We start from the raw sequence: 15,882 nt of genomic DNA, 5'->3' as shown, positions 1-15,882 counted from the left end.
ACATCCTTAATAAAATAATAATCCAATTTGATAAAAGACAAATGAAAGTAAATATGCAGTGATTAATGGATATGCTACAGCCAATATAGTCCATTTTAGAGAATATGTTTCTTTACGAATGGTCGCAACCGTAGATAAACAAGGAATATATAGCAAGATGAAAATCATAAACGAATATGCTGATAATGGTGTGAAATGACTTTGTATAATATTTACAAGACCAGCTTCGTCTGATGCATAGATAATTGCCATAGAGCTAACGATAACTTCTTTTGCTAAGAATCCAGGTATTAACGTAGCACCCGCCTGCCATGAACCAAAACCTAATGGCGCAACTAATACAGCAAAGAAACTTCCAATTGAATGTAAAAAGCTATCATTAACATCGACATTGAAACCACCGGGACCGGTATAATTCAATAGCCAAATAATTACTGAACCAGCAAAGATAAATGTTCCTGCTTTTTTAACAAAACCTTTAGCTTTTTCCCATGTACTTCTCCACAGTGTTTTGACTGAAGGTAATCGGTAAGTAGGTAATTCGACAATAAATACAGAATCATCATTTTTTAATACTGTTTTCGTTAGTAATACACTTGTTAATAAAGCGACGACGATACCAAGTACGTATAAACTTAAGACGATGAGCGCCTGATGAGATTCAAAAAACACACCTACAAACAGTGCGTAAACGGGTAATCTCGCTGAACAAGACATAAATGGTGCAATCAAAATCGTTGTAAGTCTTTCTTTTTCACTTTCAATGCTACGCGCTGCCATAATACTTGGCACGTTACAACCAAATCCAATAATCATTGGTATAAAAGATTTACCACTAAGACCAAAGTATTCCATAATACGATCCATTAATATTGCAATACGAGACATATAACCAGAGTCTTCTAACAGAGAAATGAAGAAGAAAAGCACCAGTATTTGTGGCACAAATACAAGTACTGCACCCACACCAGCAATAATACCGTCATTGATCAAATCTTGTAAAAATGGAACGAGGCCTAACTTATCCATCAGGTTGGATACTGTATCTGTAAAGGTACCGCCTAAAAATTCATCTAATGCATCGGATATAGGTGTTCCAATCCAAGTGAATGTAACGTGGAAAATAAGCCACATAATGATTAAAAAGATTGGGATACCTAAATATTTATTTGTTAAAATACGATCTATACGATGAGTGAAATATTGTCGTTCTTCATCAGGATATTCAACCGTATCTTTTAAAATATTGTCTATATATGTATTGCGTGTTGCTTGTATTTCATCTCGTATAGAATTATCTAATTCTTCTGATAAATTTTGACGCAATAATGTTATTTCTTTCAAAACAGCGTCATCTAAAAAGTCATGAATTTTTGGATTTTCTAATAAAAATTGTATTGAGATAAAACGTGCCAATTGTTTATCAATAGAGGTGCTAGATGTTAAATGTGATTCAATTTGTGATATTGTAGCTTCAATGTGCTTACCATAATTTAATTTTAATGGTCTATTTTTGGATAAGCCATTGTCTTTCAAAGAATCTAATAATTGATGTGTGCCTTTTCCATTTCTTGCTATTATAGGTAGTAGTGGCAATTTTAATTTTTTCATAAGTGCTTGCTGGTTGATACGAATACCACGTTTTGTAGCAACATCAACCATATTTAATCCAATAATTAAAGGTGCACCTAATTCCATTAGTTGAACTGTAAGCTGCAAATTACGTTTGAGTTGGCTGGCATCTATAATATTAATCATGCCAGAAAATTGACTATTCAATAAATAATCAGTAACAACCATTTCGTCTTTTGATATAGGTGATAATTCATAAATACCTGGTAAATCAACGAGGTCTCCAATATGTTGTTTGAGACGACCTACTTTTTTCTCTACAGTTACACCACTCCAGTTTCCTACATATTCGTATGTGCCAGTCAATGCGTTAAATAATGATGTTTTTCCAACGTTAGGGTTCCCTAAAATACAATAACTGTTAGTCATTGGCTTCCTCTAATTCGATCTGACATGCATCACAGCCACGAATACTTAAGCATTGACCATTCACTTCTAATATACAAGGACCCTTGAACAAGCACTTTTGTTTAATTTTTAACTTCGTACCATTCACTAAACCAAGTGCATTTAACCGATGACGCATGTGTTGATTTTTAATGTTCATTTCTTTGATTTTGTAACTCTTTTTTAAGTCTCCACTTTTTATGCTTAACATAAAACTCACTCTTTCTTATAATGAGATAATAATAATCATTATCAATTATACTATTATGCCAAATATAATAGAAGTAAATTTTAATATAATTCTGTGAATGTTTTGTTAAGCATTATTGCCTGTAACATATATTACTTTGTTTTTTTGATTTTAAAAAATAAAAAGACAAATCATTGAGCAAAGAAATTGCTATCACTACGATGTAATATTACACTTAAATTAAACAATAACTATACTAAGTATGAGATGAAATAACTCAGTCAAAAGATGTTTGGAAGATTAACTGGTGTTCAATGCTTTTGAGTTTCGGATATGAATCATAAATCGTTATATGAAAATATATGTGTGTTTAAAAATTGAATTACATATTGAGATAGGAGGGATTCAAATGGTTATCCGTGATAATAAACGCATAAAAGTAAAACGTTTAAATGAAACGCGCTCAAGTGGGATTTCTGTCATGATTGAAGAAGGTGGTTTGGGAGCTGACCAATATTATCAAATTGAAAAGCAAAATGCGAAAACATCTGAAGAACACTTACATCAATTTGAACATGAAGTAAGTGAAAAAAATAATGCTGAACTGATTGATTTATTAATTATAAATGCGCAAGAAAGTACGAATAAAGCGTATAGTGAGGCGTTAAAGACAATTCAGCAAGAAGTGTTAAACCGAATGAAATCATAAATATTGTATTTAAACCAAGATTTAATAAATAAGAAGATAACCAAGACTATTGATATAACTATTTACAGTTGTATCAATAGTCTTTTTAATATTTAAACATAGGTAAGACTTAGGGTACGATAAATTAAGTGCTGCAGAAATGAAATAATATTCAAATTAAATTAGGCCAACCACGATAATACAATCAACCATAAAGTATACAGCTATAAAAAGCCATGCTACACAGATATATTACTCGTATTTGTCGATGATATTGTTCAATTTATTTAAATAAGCTTCTTTTAGTTGCTTAGGATATATGATATGGACATTTTCACCTAAAGCAATTAAATAATTCACCATATAATCCAGTTCTTCAATATTATAACCACCAGTAATATAAGGTGTACCTTTTATATATTCTAAGTTCATATTGGGATAGTTGTTTTTAGAATATTGCTCTACTCCAAATGGTGTGAGCTGACATTTAAATGTGACATTATGATACGTGCTTTCATATTGTTTTTGAAATTCAGCAAGTTGTTCTTTTGTATAGTTATTTTTTCTCGAAAGATTGATTGTTAATTGTTCGATATAATCACATCGAAATGTACCCCATTTGTCATTTTTTATATCATATGCGCTACAGAACCATATGCCGTTTCTATAAAACAACTCATAAATCTGTAATTCTGTATCAATTTTTTTGTATTGTGTATAACGGATGTGAACGGTTTGTTCATAGATGATAGATTTTAAAATACTAGATAAATATTTTACATGACTGACAGGTGGTACATTATGATAAGTAACAAAATCTAATGTTTTCAAGATCTTATGTTGCTGTTCCGTTGGTATTGTAGCTAATAATTTTTCACTGATTTGTGTATAAGATTTTTGAAAAGGTGTTGTAGATAATAAATCTAAAGCTTTAAGTGCAAAAAAGATTGCTAATACTTCATCATTATTAAAATATATGGGTGTTAACAAATTCTGTGAAATGATTTTATATCCGCCATAGCCCCCGTTTTCTACATATATACTAAGTCCCATGTTTTCTAATGCTTGTACATCTCTTAACGCTGTTCTTTTTGAAATATTAAATTCTCTCATTAAATCAATTAAATGAAAAGCATGTTTGTTACTTAAAAAGATAAGCTCTTGATTTAATCGTTCAGATTTTTTCATATTTTCTCCTTTAAAGGTGACTTATTTAGACACCATTGAAATATATACTTAGGTTAACAAATTTTTAAGGAGAATGTATATGAAAACTTTAATGATTAATGCACATCCTGATTTTAAAAAAGAAGATAGTTTTTCTTTTAAATTAAAAGAAATGTTTCTTGAAGCATATGGACAATTGTATCCAAATGAACAACCAGAAGTTTTGAATTTATATGACATTCAGTTGCCTCGTATTGAAAAAAATCAATTACTGAATGTATGGCACAAGCAACGTGAAGGAGAAAAACTATCCGAAGTAGAAGAACTGATTTCAACCAAAACATCAGAGTTACTACAACAATTTAAAGCTTATAAAAGAATTGTCATTATTTCACCATTACACAATTTTAATATTACGTCACGACTTAAAGATTATATAGATAATATTATGATTGCACGTGAAACGTTCAAATATACTGAAAATGGATCTGTAGGTTTAATGACAGATAATTATAAAGCGTTATACTTACAAGCAAGTGGTTCAATTTATACAAATGATGATCGTTATAAATTATTAGATTTTTCTTATCATTATTTGAAAGCGATGTTTGAAGATATTATGGGGTTTGAAGAATTTTATGTAGTTAGAGCTCAAGGAACTGCGATATTACCTGAAAATGACATTTTAAATGATGCAAAATTAGATTTAAAGCAAGTATTGCCATCATTTTATGCAAAATAAATTGATTGTAATAAGGAGATTAAGACAAAAATAAGATCATATCTTTCATATTATATACGTACCATATAAGAGATAGTTGTATGATAAATATATGAAAAAAGTATGTTTATATAGGTTTTGAAATTACTAAAATGTGTTTATTCAGATAAGAAATATTTAAAATAATCATGCATTTGTAAAAGATTCTTTTTTAAAAGGATATGTACATTACAATTAAAAATCACTATACTGTAATACGTGTTTGTACATTATTAACAAGGAGAAAATTGATGAATCTTTTAAAACAAATTTTCAAAAAGGAAGATATTGCTAAATTTCAAAATAAAGATGCTCATTTAGAGCGTACATTAAGAATAAGAGACTTTTTAGCTTTAGGTGTCGGTACAATTGTTTCTACTGCTATTTTTACGTTGCCTGGTGTTGTAGCTGCAGATCACACGGGTCCTTCAGTCAGTTTATCCTTTCTAGTAGCAGCTATTGTGGCAGCATTGGTAGCATTTGTTTACGCAGAAATGGCATCTGTCATGCCTTTTGCTGGATCAGCATATACTTGGATTAGCATATTATTTGGAGAATTTTTTGGATGGATTGTAGGTTGGGCATTAATTGCTGAATATTTAATTGCGGTTGCATTTGTGGCATCAGGATTTTCAGCTAATTTGAGAGGTTTATTAGAGCCTTTTCATATATCACTACCTCAGTCATTATCTAACTCTCTCGGTACAGACGGAGGTATCGTTGATTTATTAGCAGCTATTGTAGTCATTATTACTGCGGTATTACTATATAGAGGAACGTCAGAAGCGGCCCGTGTTCAAAATGCACTCGTGATTCTCAAAGTATTGGCTATTTTCTTATTTATTATCGTAGGTTTATCAGTGATTGATATTGGTCATTACATACCTTTTATTCCAGAGTACCGTGAAACTGCAGCAGGTGCATTTGGTAGCTGGCAGGGAATATATGCAGGTAGCTCTGTCATTTTTGTTGCTTATATCGGTTTTGATTCTATCGCTTCAAACTCTGGTGAAGCGATTAATCCACAAAAAACAATGCCACGAGGGATTTTGGGCTCTTTACTGATTGCGGTTACTTTGTTTATAATCGTTTCACTTGTATTAGTGGGAATGTTTGACTATGCGCAATATAAAAATAATGCTGAACCAGTAGGTTGGGCTTTGCGTATGAGTGGTCATAGTACCGTTGCGGTTATAGTGCAGGCAGTCTCAGTGATTGGTATGTTTACTGCTTTAATTGGTATGATGATGGCGGGTTCTCGCTTACTTTATTCATTTGGTAGGGATGGCATCTTACCGTCTTGGTTAGGAAAATTAGATAATAAGAATTTGCCGAATCGTGCGTTAATCGTACTATCGATTGTTGCAATTATTATTGGTTCTGTATTTCCGTTTGGCTTTTTAGCACAATTAATTTCAGCGGGTGCGCTTGTAGCTTTTATGTTTGTGACAGTAGGTATTTTTTCATTACGTAAAAGAGAAGGACATGATTTACCAGAACCAGCATTTAAATTGCCTTTTTATCCAGTGATGCCAGTTATTATTTTTATTTGTGTATTTATTGTGTTCTGGGGATTAAGTGGTCAGGCTAAAATCTATACATTAATTTGGTTCTGTGTCGGCATCATTTATTATGTATTGTATATTTTAAAAAATCTTAAAAACATCAAAAATTAAACACATTATGGTTTAGACAAAATCTAAGCATTGATTATTATAGTATGTGTTATTTCTTAGTTGAGTAGAAATTTGGAATTAATCGACATTGTTAATTCCGTTTCTACTCTTTTTTATAGCTTGTCTTAAAGTGAAAAGTAGGAAACATGTTAAAATCTCAGACTAAAATGTAATATAATATGGGTTTAATTGGTAGGAATTGATATGAAAATGCGTTTTAATTAAGTTTTAAAATATAAAATATCACTACTCAATAGAATTGAGTAGTGATATGTATATCATTATTTAGATTTATTAACAAAACGATTTTTAAACATTAGTAGACTAAGTCCAGCAGTTAATGCTAATAAACCAGCACTAATACTTAAAATTTCAGCATTATTCTGTTGTCCAGTATCTGGTAAATTTTGTTGTTCCATTTGGTTATCTTGAGCGTTTGGTGTAACGACTCCTTGTGGTGTATTAATTGATTGATTATTTTTATTGGCAATTTTTTGTGTTTCATTTTCTATAGCTTGTTCGTATGCTTCTGGTGAAACTTCTGTTGGGTTTGGTACGTTATTTTCTAATTGTTGGTAGTCTTCGTGAGACATACCATCAGGTTTTACACCACCATATGGTCTATTACCTTGCGTAGTTTGATGTGCTTGTTGTTCTTCTTTTGCTTGTTCAAAGATACTTGCAACTTTTTCATTATAATTGACTTGAGATAACTCGCCAGAATCTTTTTGCTGAGTAAGTTGTGTTATTTCATCTTGATATGTTTGTGGTAGAGCAGAGATATCAAAGTCCATGTTTGCCCAACCATCACCGTCAGGGTCAGTACTACTTGGTAGCGTTTCTCCTGTAACAGTTTTAGCACCATTTTCCTCAGCATTAGCTGTGCCGTTGATTCCCGTCACTGCTATTGAACTTGCTAATAATGACGTAAGTAAAATGTTTGATTTTTTCATTAATTATCCCCCTTTACTATTATATTAATATCATAAATATAACCCCCTCATCAATATTGTTCAAAACATTTTAAAAGTAAATTAATAATGTTTGCTATAGAATTTTTCCTCTTCGCTAGCGATAACCTTTTTATTGCTAAGATCAATAGTGTTACAAGTACATATTAAATTTTTGCTTTATAGAAATTATTCTATGTTATGTTGTTTTTTTAATGATAAAGCCAAAATGAGTACGATAATCAGTAGAATGCCAATTAATTGAAAACTACGAAACGTAACATTAAGCCAAAAGGCACTTGCTAATATGGCCATAACAGGTTCAATTGTGACGAAAAGCGTTGTTTCTTTTGCCGATAAGTAATTTAAACTTTCAATAAAGAAAAAGAATGCTATAGCGGTTCCAGCAATAATACCAAAAGTTAAATAAAGTGCAGTCGATCCTGTTAAATGAGACCAGTCAAACTGCCATATAAGTGCTTTGAAATTCTTGACAATGCCTGAAATTAACATGGCCCAGCCGACAACTAAAATAGATGGAAACCGAGTTAATAATTGTGTTGCGTAAAGTGTATAGAAAGCAAGTGCTAAGCCTGATATAATCCCCCAAATTACGCTTGGTGTAGATACCACAAGCTTACTAAAAGATCCGTTGGTTAGTAGTAAAAATGTACCTGATAATGTGAGGATAATTGCAACCAAATCAAAAGGTTTAAAGCGTTCTTTACGTCTAATCACATACCAAATAATGATATATACTGGGGCTATGTATTGCAGTAAAGTAGCGACTGCGGCATTACCAAAATTGATAGACGCCATGTAAGCATATTGAACGAGTAACATACCAAGAATTGAGAAAATGATAAGTTGAAATAAGCTATGTTTATTTTTAAATATATCGAATAATGAAGATTTTCTATTTATTATTTTGTAAATCATTAATAAGACGAAGCCACTGATTAATAACCTCGCAGTTACATACCAATTGACATCAATGTCCCTTTGTTGAAAAAGAAAATCTGATACCGTACCACCGAGCCCCCAAAATGAAGCCCCTACAATAGCTAATAAAATACCTATGATTCGAAATTTTGTTTTATTTATCATATCATCACCTGTGAAATATTAATATATTTATACTATAGCGATAAAATAAGCGATATAATATATAAAAATAAGCTTAAAATAGCAAAATATTGAGGTGTCTCATTTATGTATCAAGAAATTATCGTAGAAAATACAAGAGAAGAATTAATACAATTTCCTGATAAACAATGGAAACATATTATTTTACATACACATTTAAATCGCACGATTTTTGGCTATATTCCTATACATTGGCACCACGCATTACAATTCATGTATGTGGTTAATGGAACACTCGATGTTTCAATTGGTGACGACACATTTAATATTAAAAAAGGAGACGGGCTTTTTATCAATTCAAATGTTGTGCATGAGTTAACAAGTGAATTTTCACAAACAGAGTATTATTGTTGGAATATTGAGATACCAGAAACTATCAATTATTTAGAATTTAATCATGTATCAGAAATTATAAATAAAGCACATTATGTCCCCTATATATACTTATCCCAAGATGACAAACAACAAAGAGAACTCTTAGAGATTATTAACTCAGCTGGTCAAATTTATGAAAAACAAAACTCATACTTTGAACTAGATATTACTGCCAAATATTATAAAGCAATAAAATGGTTATTACTGCATTTTGCAGTAGTAAATGAACAAAAGCGTTACTACTTTGATTATCGTATTAAAAGACTGATAACGTATTTGCAAAATCATTTTCACAAGAAAATTTCATTACAAATGTTAAGTGATGAGATTCATATGAGTAAATCTGAAACGGTTAGATGTTTCAAATTTTATGTAAATCAGACCCCTATGCAATACTTGGTGAATTTACGATTAGAACACAGCGTAAGAATGTTGCGTAGTAAACAATCATATACGATTACTGATATTGCAATGGCATGTGGTTTTTCAACAACGAGTTATTTTATTAAAGTTTTTAAAGAAAAATACAAGCTCACCCCAAAACAATTTCAGAAAAAGCAAATAACTGCGACGTCATGACTCAATACGGATTAGAAAAATTGCTAATTATAATGATAAGTAGATACAATAAGTTAAATGCCAAATAAAGGGGTCGTTTTTATGAATATTAAACTGATTGTCATGGACATGGATGGCACATTTTTAACTGATGATAGCCAATTTAATTACGAGACTTTTCAATTGTTAAAAGAAAATTGTGCAAATCAAGATATTCGCTTTGTCTTTTGTACTGGTAAGCAATGTGAGCGTGTAGAAACGATTGTAGGTGATCTCGCAACAAATACATTTATTGTAGGCGACAGTGCAACACGAATTAAATACAATGGGGATTTTATTTACAATGCAGTGATAGAAAATCAAAAAGCAAAAGAAATTATTGATACGATAAGAGCAATTGATGATACACAAACCATTTTGGCTTGTTCGAAAAACGGTGCATACGTGTTAGACAATATTTCTGAATCAGAGAAAAGGCACGTGCATGGTTCTTATCAACATGTGCACTATATTAAAGATTATAACGATATTGAAGATGATTTATTGAAAATTACTGTTCATGACGCAAGTGCTCACTGTAAAGAGACTGCCGACCGTCTAAAACATTTTGAAAAAGATGTTTATATCGTAGCTTCAGATGAATCATGGATTGACATTGCAGACTTGGGCGTGAATAAAGGAACTACAATTAATCGAATTCAGAATTTACTTCAAATTACACCTTCAGAAACTATTGCATTTGGTGATGGGTATAATGATTTAGATTTATTTAAAGCGGCGAAATATAAAGTCGCTATGGATAATGCTTATCCTGAATTAAAAAAAGAGGCAAATTTAATTGCAATTAATAATAATGAAGATGGCGTTGTACAAACTTTAAACTTACTTTTAGGATTTAAATAAAAGTAGATTTTTATATGAATTGGAAAAATAGTAAGAATTCATAAAATAAATTGTACTTTGTATGATAATATCTATCTAGTGCGTATTTTTATATGCAATATTTAGATGAGGAGGTTCATGCATCGTGAGTACAAAGCAACAATCAAACAACAAATTGATTTTAGCTATTGTGTTAAGTGTGTTAACGTATTGGCTTTTTGCTCAATCGTTTATTAATATATCTACACAGGTTCAACATACCTATCAAACAACACCAGGTGTTGTTAACTTATCTGTCAGTTTAGCATCATTTGCTACTGGTATTTTTATGGTCGGTGCAGGTGACGTTTCTGATAAAATTGGAAAACTAAAAATGACTTATATTGGTATCATTTTTAGTATTTTAGGCTCATTACTTATTATTGTGTCTAGTGTGACAGCGTTCTTATTGGTAGGACGTATGTTGCAAGGACTTTCGGCGGCTATTTTACTTCCTTCTACCGTAGGCGTGATTAATGAGCAATTTAAAGGTAAAGAAATGCGTAGAGCATTTAGCTACTTGATGATCGGTAGCGTTGGTGGTATCGGTTTAGCATCGATGGTTGGGGGATTGATAGCGACATATGTCAATTGGCAATCTAACTTTATCATCTCTATCATTATTTCAATTATTGCATTTTGGTTATTGTGGGGAACAGAAGAAGTAGAAAAAGAAAAAATTGACACAAGACCATTTGACTATATTGGGATGTTTTTATTTGCAGTTTTAATAGGAAGTATTACATTGTTTGCCACACAAGGGTTTGAACAAGGTTGGTTCAGTACCTTTTCAATTACATGTTTTGTGATTTTTATAATTTCTACAGTTATTTTTATATTCTTTGAAAGGCAAAAACATGCACCGTTCATTGATTTTTCATTATTCCGAAATCGTGGTTTTGTTGGTTCTTCAATGATCAATGTTGTACTCAATTCTGGCATAGGTACGACGACAGTATTTAATATGTATGCGCAGACAGAATTAGGATTAAATGCCTTTCAAGCAGGACTTGTGACTGTTCCTTATGTCATTATGGCAGTTGTGATGATCCGTTTAGGAGAAAAATTATCCTTACGTTTTGGAGGCAAGCCACTGTTATTGGTAGGACCACTATTTCCAGCAATAGGAATTATGTTTATCAGTTTAACTGTATTACCAACAGATTGGTATGTAGGCATTGTCGTGTTTGGATTTGTCATTTGTGCTATAGGAAATGGCTTATGTGCTACACCAGGAATTACAGTTGCAATTTTAACAATTCCTGATGAAAAAGTTGGTTTAGCTTCAGGTATCTACAAAATGTGTGCGACACTAGGTGGTGCACTAGGCATTGCGCTTAACACAACTATTTTTGCAGCAGTGCAAGTCAACCATAGTGCTAGTGTAGCTGCGACGACTTCATTTTTAACAGGTTTATTGATTATGATTATAGGTGTGATTTTGACTCAAATCATCATTCCTAAAAATATAAAAGCTTAAGCATATATTGAAATTCATTAATAAATGATACCGCGCTATAAATCTCATATTTAAAATAAGGACTAATCCGTAAGATAATCATGGATTGGTCCTTTTATATTGCCGTTATTATGAATTTGATATACATGTTTAATAAGCGAACGGTTTAAACTTATTAACTACTTAAACGATTAGTTACAGTTGTTGATGCTTATTTTACATCATTTATAATGCGAACTTTATAGCTATCACTAAGTCAATTACATATATTTATTAAGTTGATTTCAATTAAGAATCAGTTAAATGAACAATAAATGTTTTAACGCTAACGGCTGTTCCAGTTATTTTTATTTCCCATTCATTGTTTTTAAAAGTAACGTTAACCTTCACCTTACCATTTTTACCAATTTCTTGGCCTTGTTCAACGATAAGATTGAGTGGATGGTCTGAATTGTTATGTATGTATTTAACAAAGTAAGCTCCCATAATTCCAGAAGCGGTTCCAGTAACTGGATCCTCTGTTGTTCCAGAGAAAGGTGAAGAAAAATGACGTGCATGCATATTAGCATCTGGATGATATGTTTCAAAACAAAATGGATGAATAGACACGTTAGGCTTTTCGCTTAATATAGAAGGGAATTGGTCATTGTTGGGTTTCATTTTCTTACAAACAGCTAGACTTGTCACTGGAACCAGAAGTGTCCAAACGCCTGTACTTCCATATAAAACTGGTAAATTATCGACGATATCTTCTTCTTCGATACTTAGTGCATGAGCTAAATCTTTATTAGAGCCATTGAATGCCTCAAATTGTGGTGTGGCATGTTGCATAGTGATATATATTTGGTCATTATGAGATACATTCATTCCAATAGCTAAAATGCCTGCTTTAGTTTCAATTGTAATTTCGTTTTTATTTTTTAGTAATTGTTTTTCTTTTAAAGCATAAATCGTGGCAATTGTTGCATGACCACAAAGGTCCATTTCATGGCCTGGCGTGAAGAAACGTATTCTAAGGTCTGCCTTATCAGATTTAACAGGAAATGCAGTTTCATTAAAGCCAATTTTTGATGCAATTTCTTGCATTTCCCAATCTGTTAAATTTTCTGTATCCAATACAACGCCAGCAGGGTTCCCTTTATTGGCTTCTATACTGAATGAGTCATAATGATAAACCTGCACGGATTTAACCATTTCATTCCTCCTGATTTTTAAATTCTCTATAAGTTGTAGAACAATTTACATGAGTTTGTTTAGCAATTTTACTTGTAGCTATTATTTTAAAAGAATTTTAATTGATTTATCAACTTTATTATCTCTTTATATAGAGGTTATGACGCTTTTTAGCCTTTATATTAAACTTTGACTTATCCTTTTTTTACTGCTTGTACGCATATAAAATAGTTTTTAGTTAATCATTAGGTGTTATGTCGCGTTGTTTATGTATGGATTCCTCTACGTAATGATGAATAAAATTAGTCGAATAAGACACATTCCAAACCCCCCTTACTATTTTCAGTAATAAGGGGTTTTTGTGAATTAAACACAGCTATTGTTTTATAAGTGGATTATTACATTTTGATGGGTAAGAATACAAAATTATGTGTTCCGCAATAGACATAACTATTATTGATATTATTAAAAAGGAAACTATGAATGGAATTAGAAAAAGAGTTTGAATTTTATAATTATGTTTTCAACCGGTTACGTTATATTGGTGACCTCTTACGATAAAAGTACTGACAAAATAGCAGAGAATTATATAGTATAAGTAAAAAGAGGGGGGGCGGTACTATGGAAAGTGACGTACGAGTTCATCTGAAAGTAGACGAAGTTCGCACTATAACAGAAGTAAACATCAATACTTTTGATAGAAAAACAGGTGAAAGTTTATTAGAACACATTAATAATTTCACATTTTCAAATTTAGATAAACTAGGGATTAAAACATCAGAAGGTATATTCATGATCAGTAAATCAGATATCATGTTCGCTGAAATATTTGATAAAGAAATCACAATTACGACAACAGAAAAAGAACTTACAACACGTATGGCTTTAAGTACATTACAACATAAGTTGGCCGGCGCTTTCTTTATAAAAATATCTAAATCATCAATTATTAATGTTCATTTTATAAAGAAAGTTAATCCATCCTTCTCAGGTAATCTAATAGCTACACTTACGAATGGCAAGAAAGTGTCTATATCTCGAAGATACGTCAAAAATTTAAATAAAGCATTAGGCATATAACATATAAGGAGAGGATTATAATGAAAAGAACCTTAAAAGAAATGTTACAAGGTGTCGGATTTAGCAGTAGCATCACGATTATATTTCTCGCAGCTAATCACATGAGCATTGGTTTTGGTGATGTATTAGGAATATATTTCTTTGGAGCTATTTGTGGCTTATTATCTAGTATTTATGTAGTAGAAAGTATACCTTTATTACTGCAATTATTCATTCATTTAAGTGGTAGTGTTATTTCATTTATTGTTGTAGCTTATCTTAATCATTGGTTACCGATGGAGGTTTCCACAGTGGTTTCATCAATTACTATATTTGTGATTATTTTTCTAATATTATGGTTAATATTTTTTATTAATAATCTACTACACAGTAAAAAAGTTAACGCGCAACTAAAAAAGTAAGGAAATGAAGGTTGCCAACAAATAACGATATAAAAGCCAACAGAACAAAGTAATATCATCATTTTTCTTCACATACAGCACATTCTAATGAAACAAAGACGCCACTAAAAATATTAGCATTTTTCAGCAATCACTTGCTTGATATCGCGCTCTAAGGTTTACGATTGAATTATATTCAAAGGAGGTTATATAATATGGGTAAATTTGACAGTCTACAGGACAAAGTTGTAGTTATTGCTGGTGGTGCTAAGAACCTTGGTGGCTTATTAAGCACTACTTACGCTAAAGAAGGCGCTAAATTAGTAATCCATCACCATGATGAAAATTCTTTAGATGATGCAAAAGCGACACTTACAAAAGTTGAAAATCTGGGCGGAGAAGGTACATTATTTTCTGGTGATTTGACCAAGGTTAGCAATGTCAAAGCTTTATTTCAGCATGTTGAAGCAACGTTTGGAAAAGTAGATATTGCAATAAATACTGTAGGAAAAGTGCTTAAAAAACCGATTTCAGAAACGTCTGAAGAAGAATTCGATAGTATGGCGGACATCAACGCAAAGTCAGCTTATTTCTTTATTAAATATGCTGAAAAATCTATGAATGATCATGGTAAAATCATCACTTTGGCTACTGCATTGCTTGCTGCTTACACAGGTTTTTATTCAACTTATGCTGGTGGCAAAGCACCTGTTGAGCATTATACACGCGCAGCATCCTCAGAATTTATGGATAGAGGGATTTCAGTAAACGCTGTCGCTCCAGGGCCAATGGATACGCCATTCTTCTATCCACAAGAAGGCGATGATGCTGTAGCATTCCATAAATCCCAAGCGCTTCATAACCAACTTACAAAAATAGAAGACATCGCGCCGATTATTACTTTCTTAACTTTAGACGGATGGTGGATCAACGGTCAAACATTATTTGCAAATGGTGGTTATACGACTCGCTAGTTTACTTTTTAATCATAAGGAGGTCATTTTGATATGTATTACTTTTTAGCAATATTTAAAGGGAAAGAAACAGATATCAAAATTATTACAGAAGCCAAGGTAATAGATGAAAAGAATGTATCTGTGCCAAGTCATAATTACGTTAAAGCATTAGCCGAAGAGATTATTGAGCTATCGCATCAAAATAATTTATTCCATAATGATATTAAAAGCATTGGTTTGAGTATAGATAATCCTGAACACATTGGTTATAACAGTGTGGCGTCATTAAAACATGATATGACATCAACATTTGGATTTGAAGCTATCATTGACAATGATTATGAAGAACTGCTAGTTCAACTTATGAAATAGACAAAAAGGTGA

At 31.7% G+C, this 15,882-nt stretch carries 16 protein-coding genes; 10 read left to right on the top strand and 6 right to left on the bottom strand.

Annotated elements, in window-relative coordinates; all coding sequences use genetic code 11:
- Positions 1–6: 6 nt before the first annotated feature.
- Together feoB and KA883_RS06860 are read right to left on the bottom strand one after the other, a co-directional pair.
- Positions 7–2,001: a ferrous iron transport protein B gene (gene feoB, locus KA883_RS06865; protein WP_046207161.1), complete on the bottom strand. Its 1,995-nt coding sequence runs from the start codon at positions 1,999–2,001 to the stop codon at positions 7–9.
- Entirely contained in the window at positions 1,994–2,230 is a 237-nt protein-coding gene (locus KA883_RS06860; protein ID WP_046207160.1) for a FeoA family protein, read from the bottom strand. The genes feoB and KA883_RS06860 overlap by 8 nt, the downstream gene beginning before the upstream one ends.
- 388 nt (positions 2,231–2,618) lie before the next feature.
- Here KA883_RS06860 and KA883_RS06855 point away from each other — a divergent pair, with 388 nt between their 5' ends.
- Positions 2,619–2,918 (top strand): hypothetical protein, encoded by a 300-nt coding sequence (locus KA883_RS06855; RefSeq protein WP_046207159.1) that lies wholly within the window; start codon positions 2,619–2,621, stop codon positions 2,916–2,918.
- Positions 2,919–3,149: 231 nt separating this feature from the next.
- Here the strand turns inward: KA883_RS06855 and KA883_RS06850 are convergent, their stop codons facing one another.
- Complete coding sequence (locus KA883_RS06850; RefSeq protein ID WP_210139923.1) at positions 3,150–4,085, bottom strand: helix-turn-helix transcriptional regulator; 936 nt, start codon at positions 4,083–4,085, stop codon at positions 3,150–3,152.
- A gap of 79 nt (positions 4,086–4,164) precedes the next feature.
- On the opposite strand from KA883_RS06850, the gene KA883_RS06845 reads away from it, so the two are divergent.
- On the top strand, positions 4,165–4,806 hold the full coding sequence (locus tag KA883_RS06845) for an FMN-dependent NADH-azoreductase (RefSeq protein WP_046207157.1): 642 nt from the start codon (positions 4,165–4,167) through the stop codon (positions 4,804–4,806).
- 269 nt (positions 4,807–5,075) lie between these two features.
- A complete protein-coding gene (locus KA883_RS06840) occupies positions 5,076–6,500 on the top strand; it encodes an APC family permease (RefSeq protein ID WP_107365387.1) in 1,425 nt (474 codons plus the stop codon).
- A 281-nt stretch (positions 6,501–6,781) separates the two neighbouring features.
- Here KA883_RS06840 and KA883_RS06835 read toward each other — a convergent pair whose 3' ends face one another.
- Entirely contained in the window at positions 6,782–7,453 is a 672-nt protein-coding gene (locus tag KA883_RS06835) for an LPXTG cell wall anchor domain-containing protein (protein ID WP_046207155.1), read from the bottom strand.
- Positions 7,454–7,639: 186 nt separating this feature from the next.
- Positions 7,640–8,557, bottom strand: a complete 918-nt coding sequence (locus KA883_RS06830) for a DMT family transporter (RefSeq protein ID WP_210139922.1) — start codon at positions 8,555–8,557, stop codon at positions 7,640–7,642.
- A gap of 105 nt (positions 8,558–8,662) precedes the next feature.
- Here KA883_RS06830 and KA883_RS06825 point away from each other — a divergent pair, with 105 nt between their 5' ends.
- From KA883_RS06825 to KA883_RS06815, 3 genes are all read left to right on the top strand, one after another.
- On the top strand, positions 8,663–9,550 hold the full coding sequence (locus KA883_RS06825; protein ID WP_046207153.1) for an AraC family transcriptional regulator: 888 nt from the start codon (positions 8,663–8,665) through the stop codon (positions 9,548–9,550).
- 81 nt (positions 9,551–9,631) lie between these two features.
- The gene (locus KA883_RS06820; RefSeq protein WP_046207152.1) at positions 9,632–10,432 is read left to right on the top strand and encodes a Cof-type HAD-IIB family hydrolase; all 801 of its coding nucleotides are present in this window, start codon (positions 9,632–9,634) and stop codon (positions 10,430–10,432) included.
- A gap of 121 nt (positions 10,433–10,553) precedes the next feature.
- Entirely contained in the window at positions 10,554–11,930 is a 1,377-nt protein-coding gene (locus KA883_RS06815) for an MFS transporter (RefSeq protein WP_371090914.1), read from the top strand.
- A gap of 267 nt (positions 11,931–12,197) precedes the next feature.
- Here KA883_RS06815 and KA883_RS06810 read toward each other — a convergent pair whose 3' ends face one another.
- The gene (locus KA883_RS06810) at positions 12,198–13,103 is read right to left on the bottom strand and encodes a PhzF family phenazine biosynthesis isomerase (protein WP_046207150.1); all 906 of its coding nucleotides are present in this window, start codon (positions 13,101–13,103) and stop codon (positions 12,198–12,200) included.
- A gap of 600 nt (positions 13,104–13,703) precedes the next feature.
- On the opposite strand from KA883_RS06810, the gene KA883_RS06805 reads away from it, so the two are divergent.
- The 4 genes from KA883_RS06805 (at position 13,704) to KA883_RS06790 (ending at position 15,870) form a co-directional block, all read left to right on the top strand.
- The gene (locus tag KA883_RS06805) at positions 13,704–14,162 is read left to right on the top strand and encodes a LytTR family DNA-binding domain-containing protein (protein ID WP_046207149.1); all 459 of its coding nucleotides are present in this window, start codon (positions 13,704–13,706) and stop codon (positions 14,160–14,162) included.
- Positions 14,163–14,182: 20 nt separating this feature from the next.
- A complete protein-coding gene (locus KA883_RS06800; RefSeq protein WP_046207148.1) occupies positions 14,183–14,563 on the top strand; it encodes a DUF3021 domain-containing protein in 381 nt (126 codons plus the stop codon).
- A 194-nt stretch (positions 14,564–14,757) separates the two neighbouring features.
- Positions 14,758–15,516: an SDR family oxidoreductase gene (locus tag KA883_RS06795; protein WP_046207147.1), complete on the top strand. Its 759-nt coding sequence runs from the start codon at positions 14,758–14,760 to the stop codon at positions 15,514–15,516.
- 33 nt (positions 15,517–15,549) lie between these two features.
- Positions 15,550–15,870: a hypothetical protein gene (locus tag KA883_RS06790; RefSeq protein WP_046207146.1), complete on the top strand. Its 321-nt coding sequence runs from the start codon at positions 15,550–15,552 to the stop codon at positions 15,868–15,870.
- Positions 15,871–15,882 lie beyond the last annotated feature (12 nt).

This window comes from Staphylococcus sp. GDY8P54P (assembly GCF_017892645.1).
GTDB classification, from domain to species: domain Bacteria; phylum Bacillota; class Bacilli; order Staphylococcales; family Staphylococcaceae; genus Staphylococcus; species Staphylococcus ureilyticus.
Note: the sequence above shows the minus strand (reverse complement) of the source record. Positions and strands in the feature narration are given on the sequence as shown.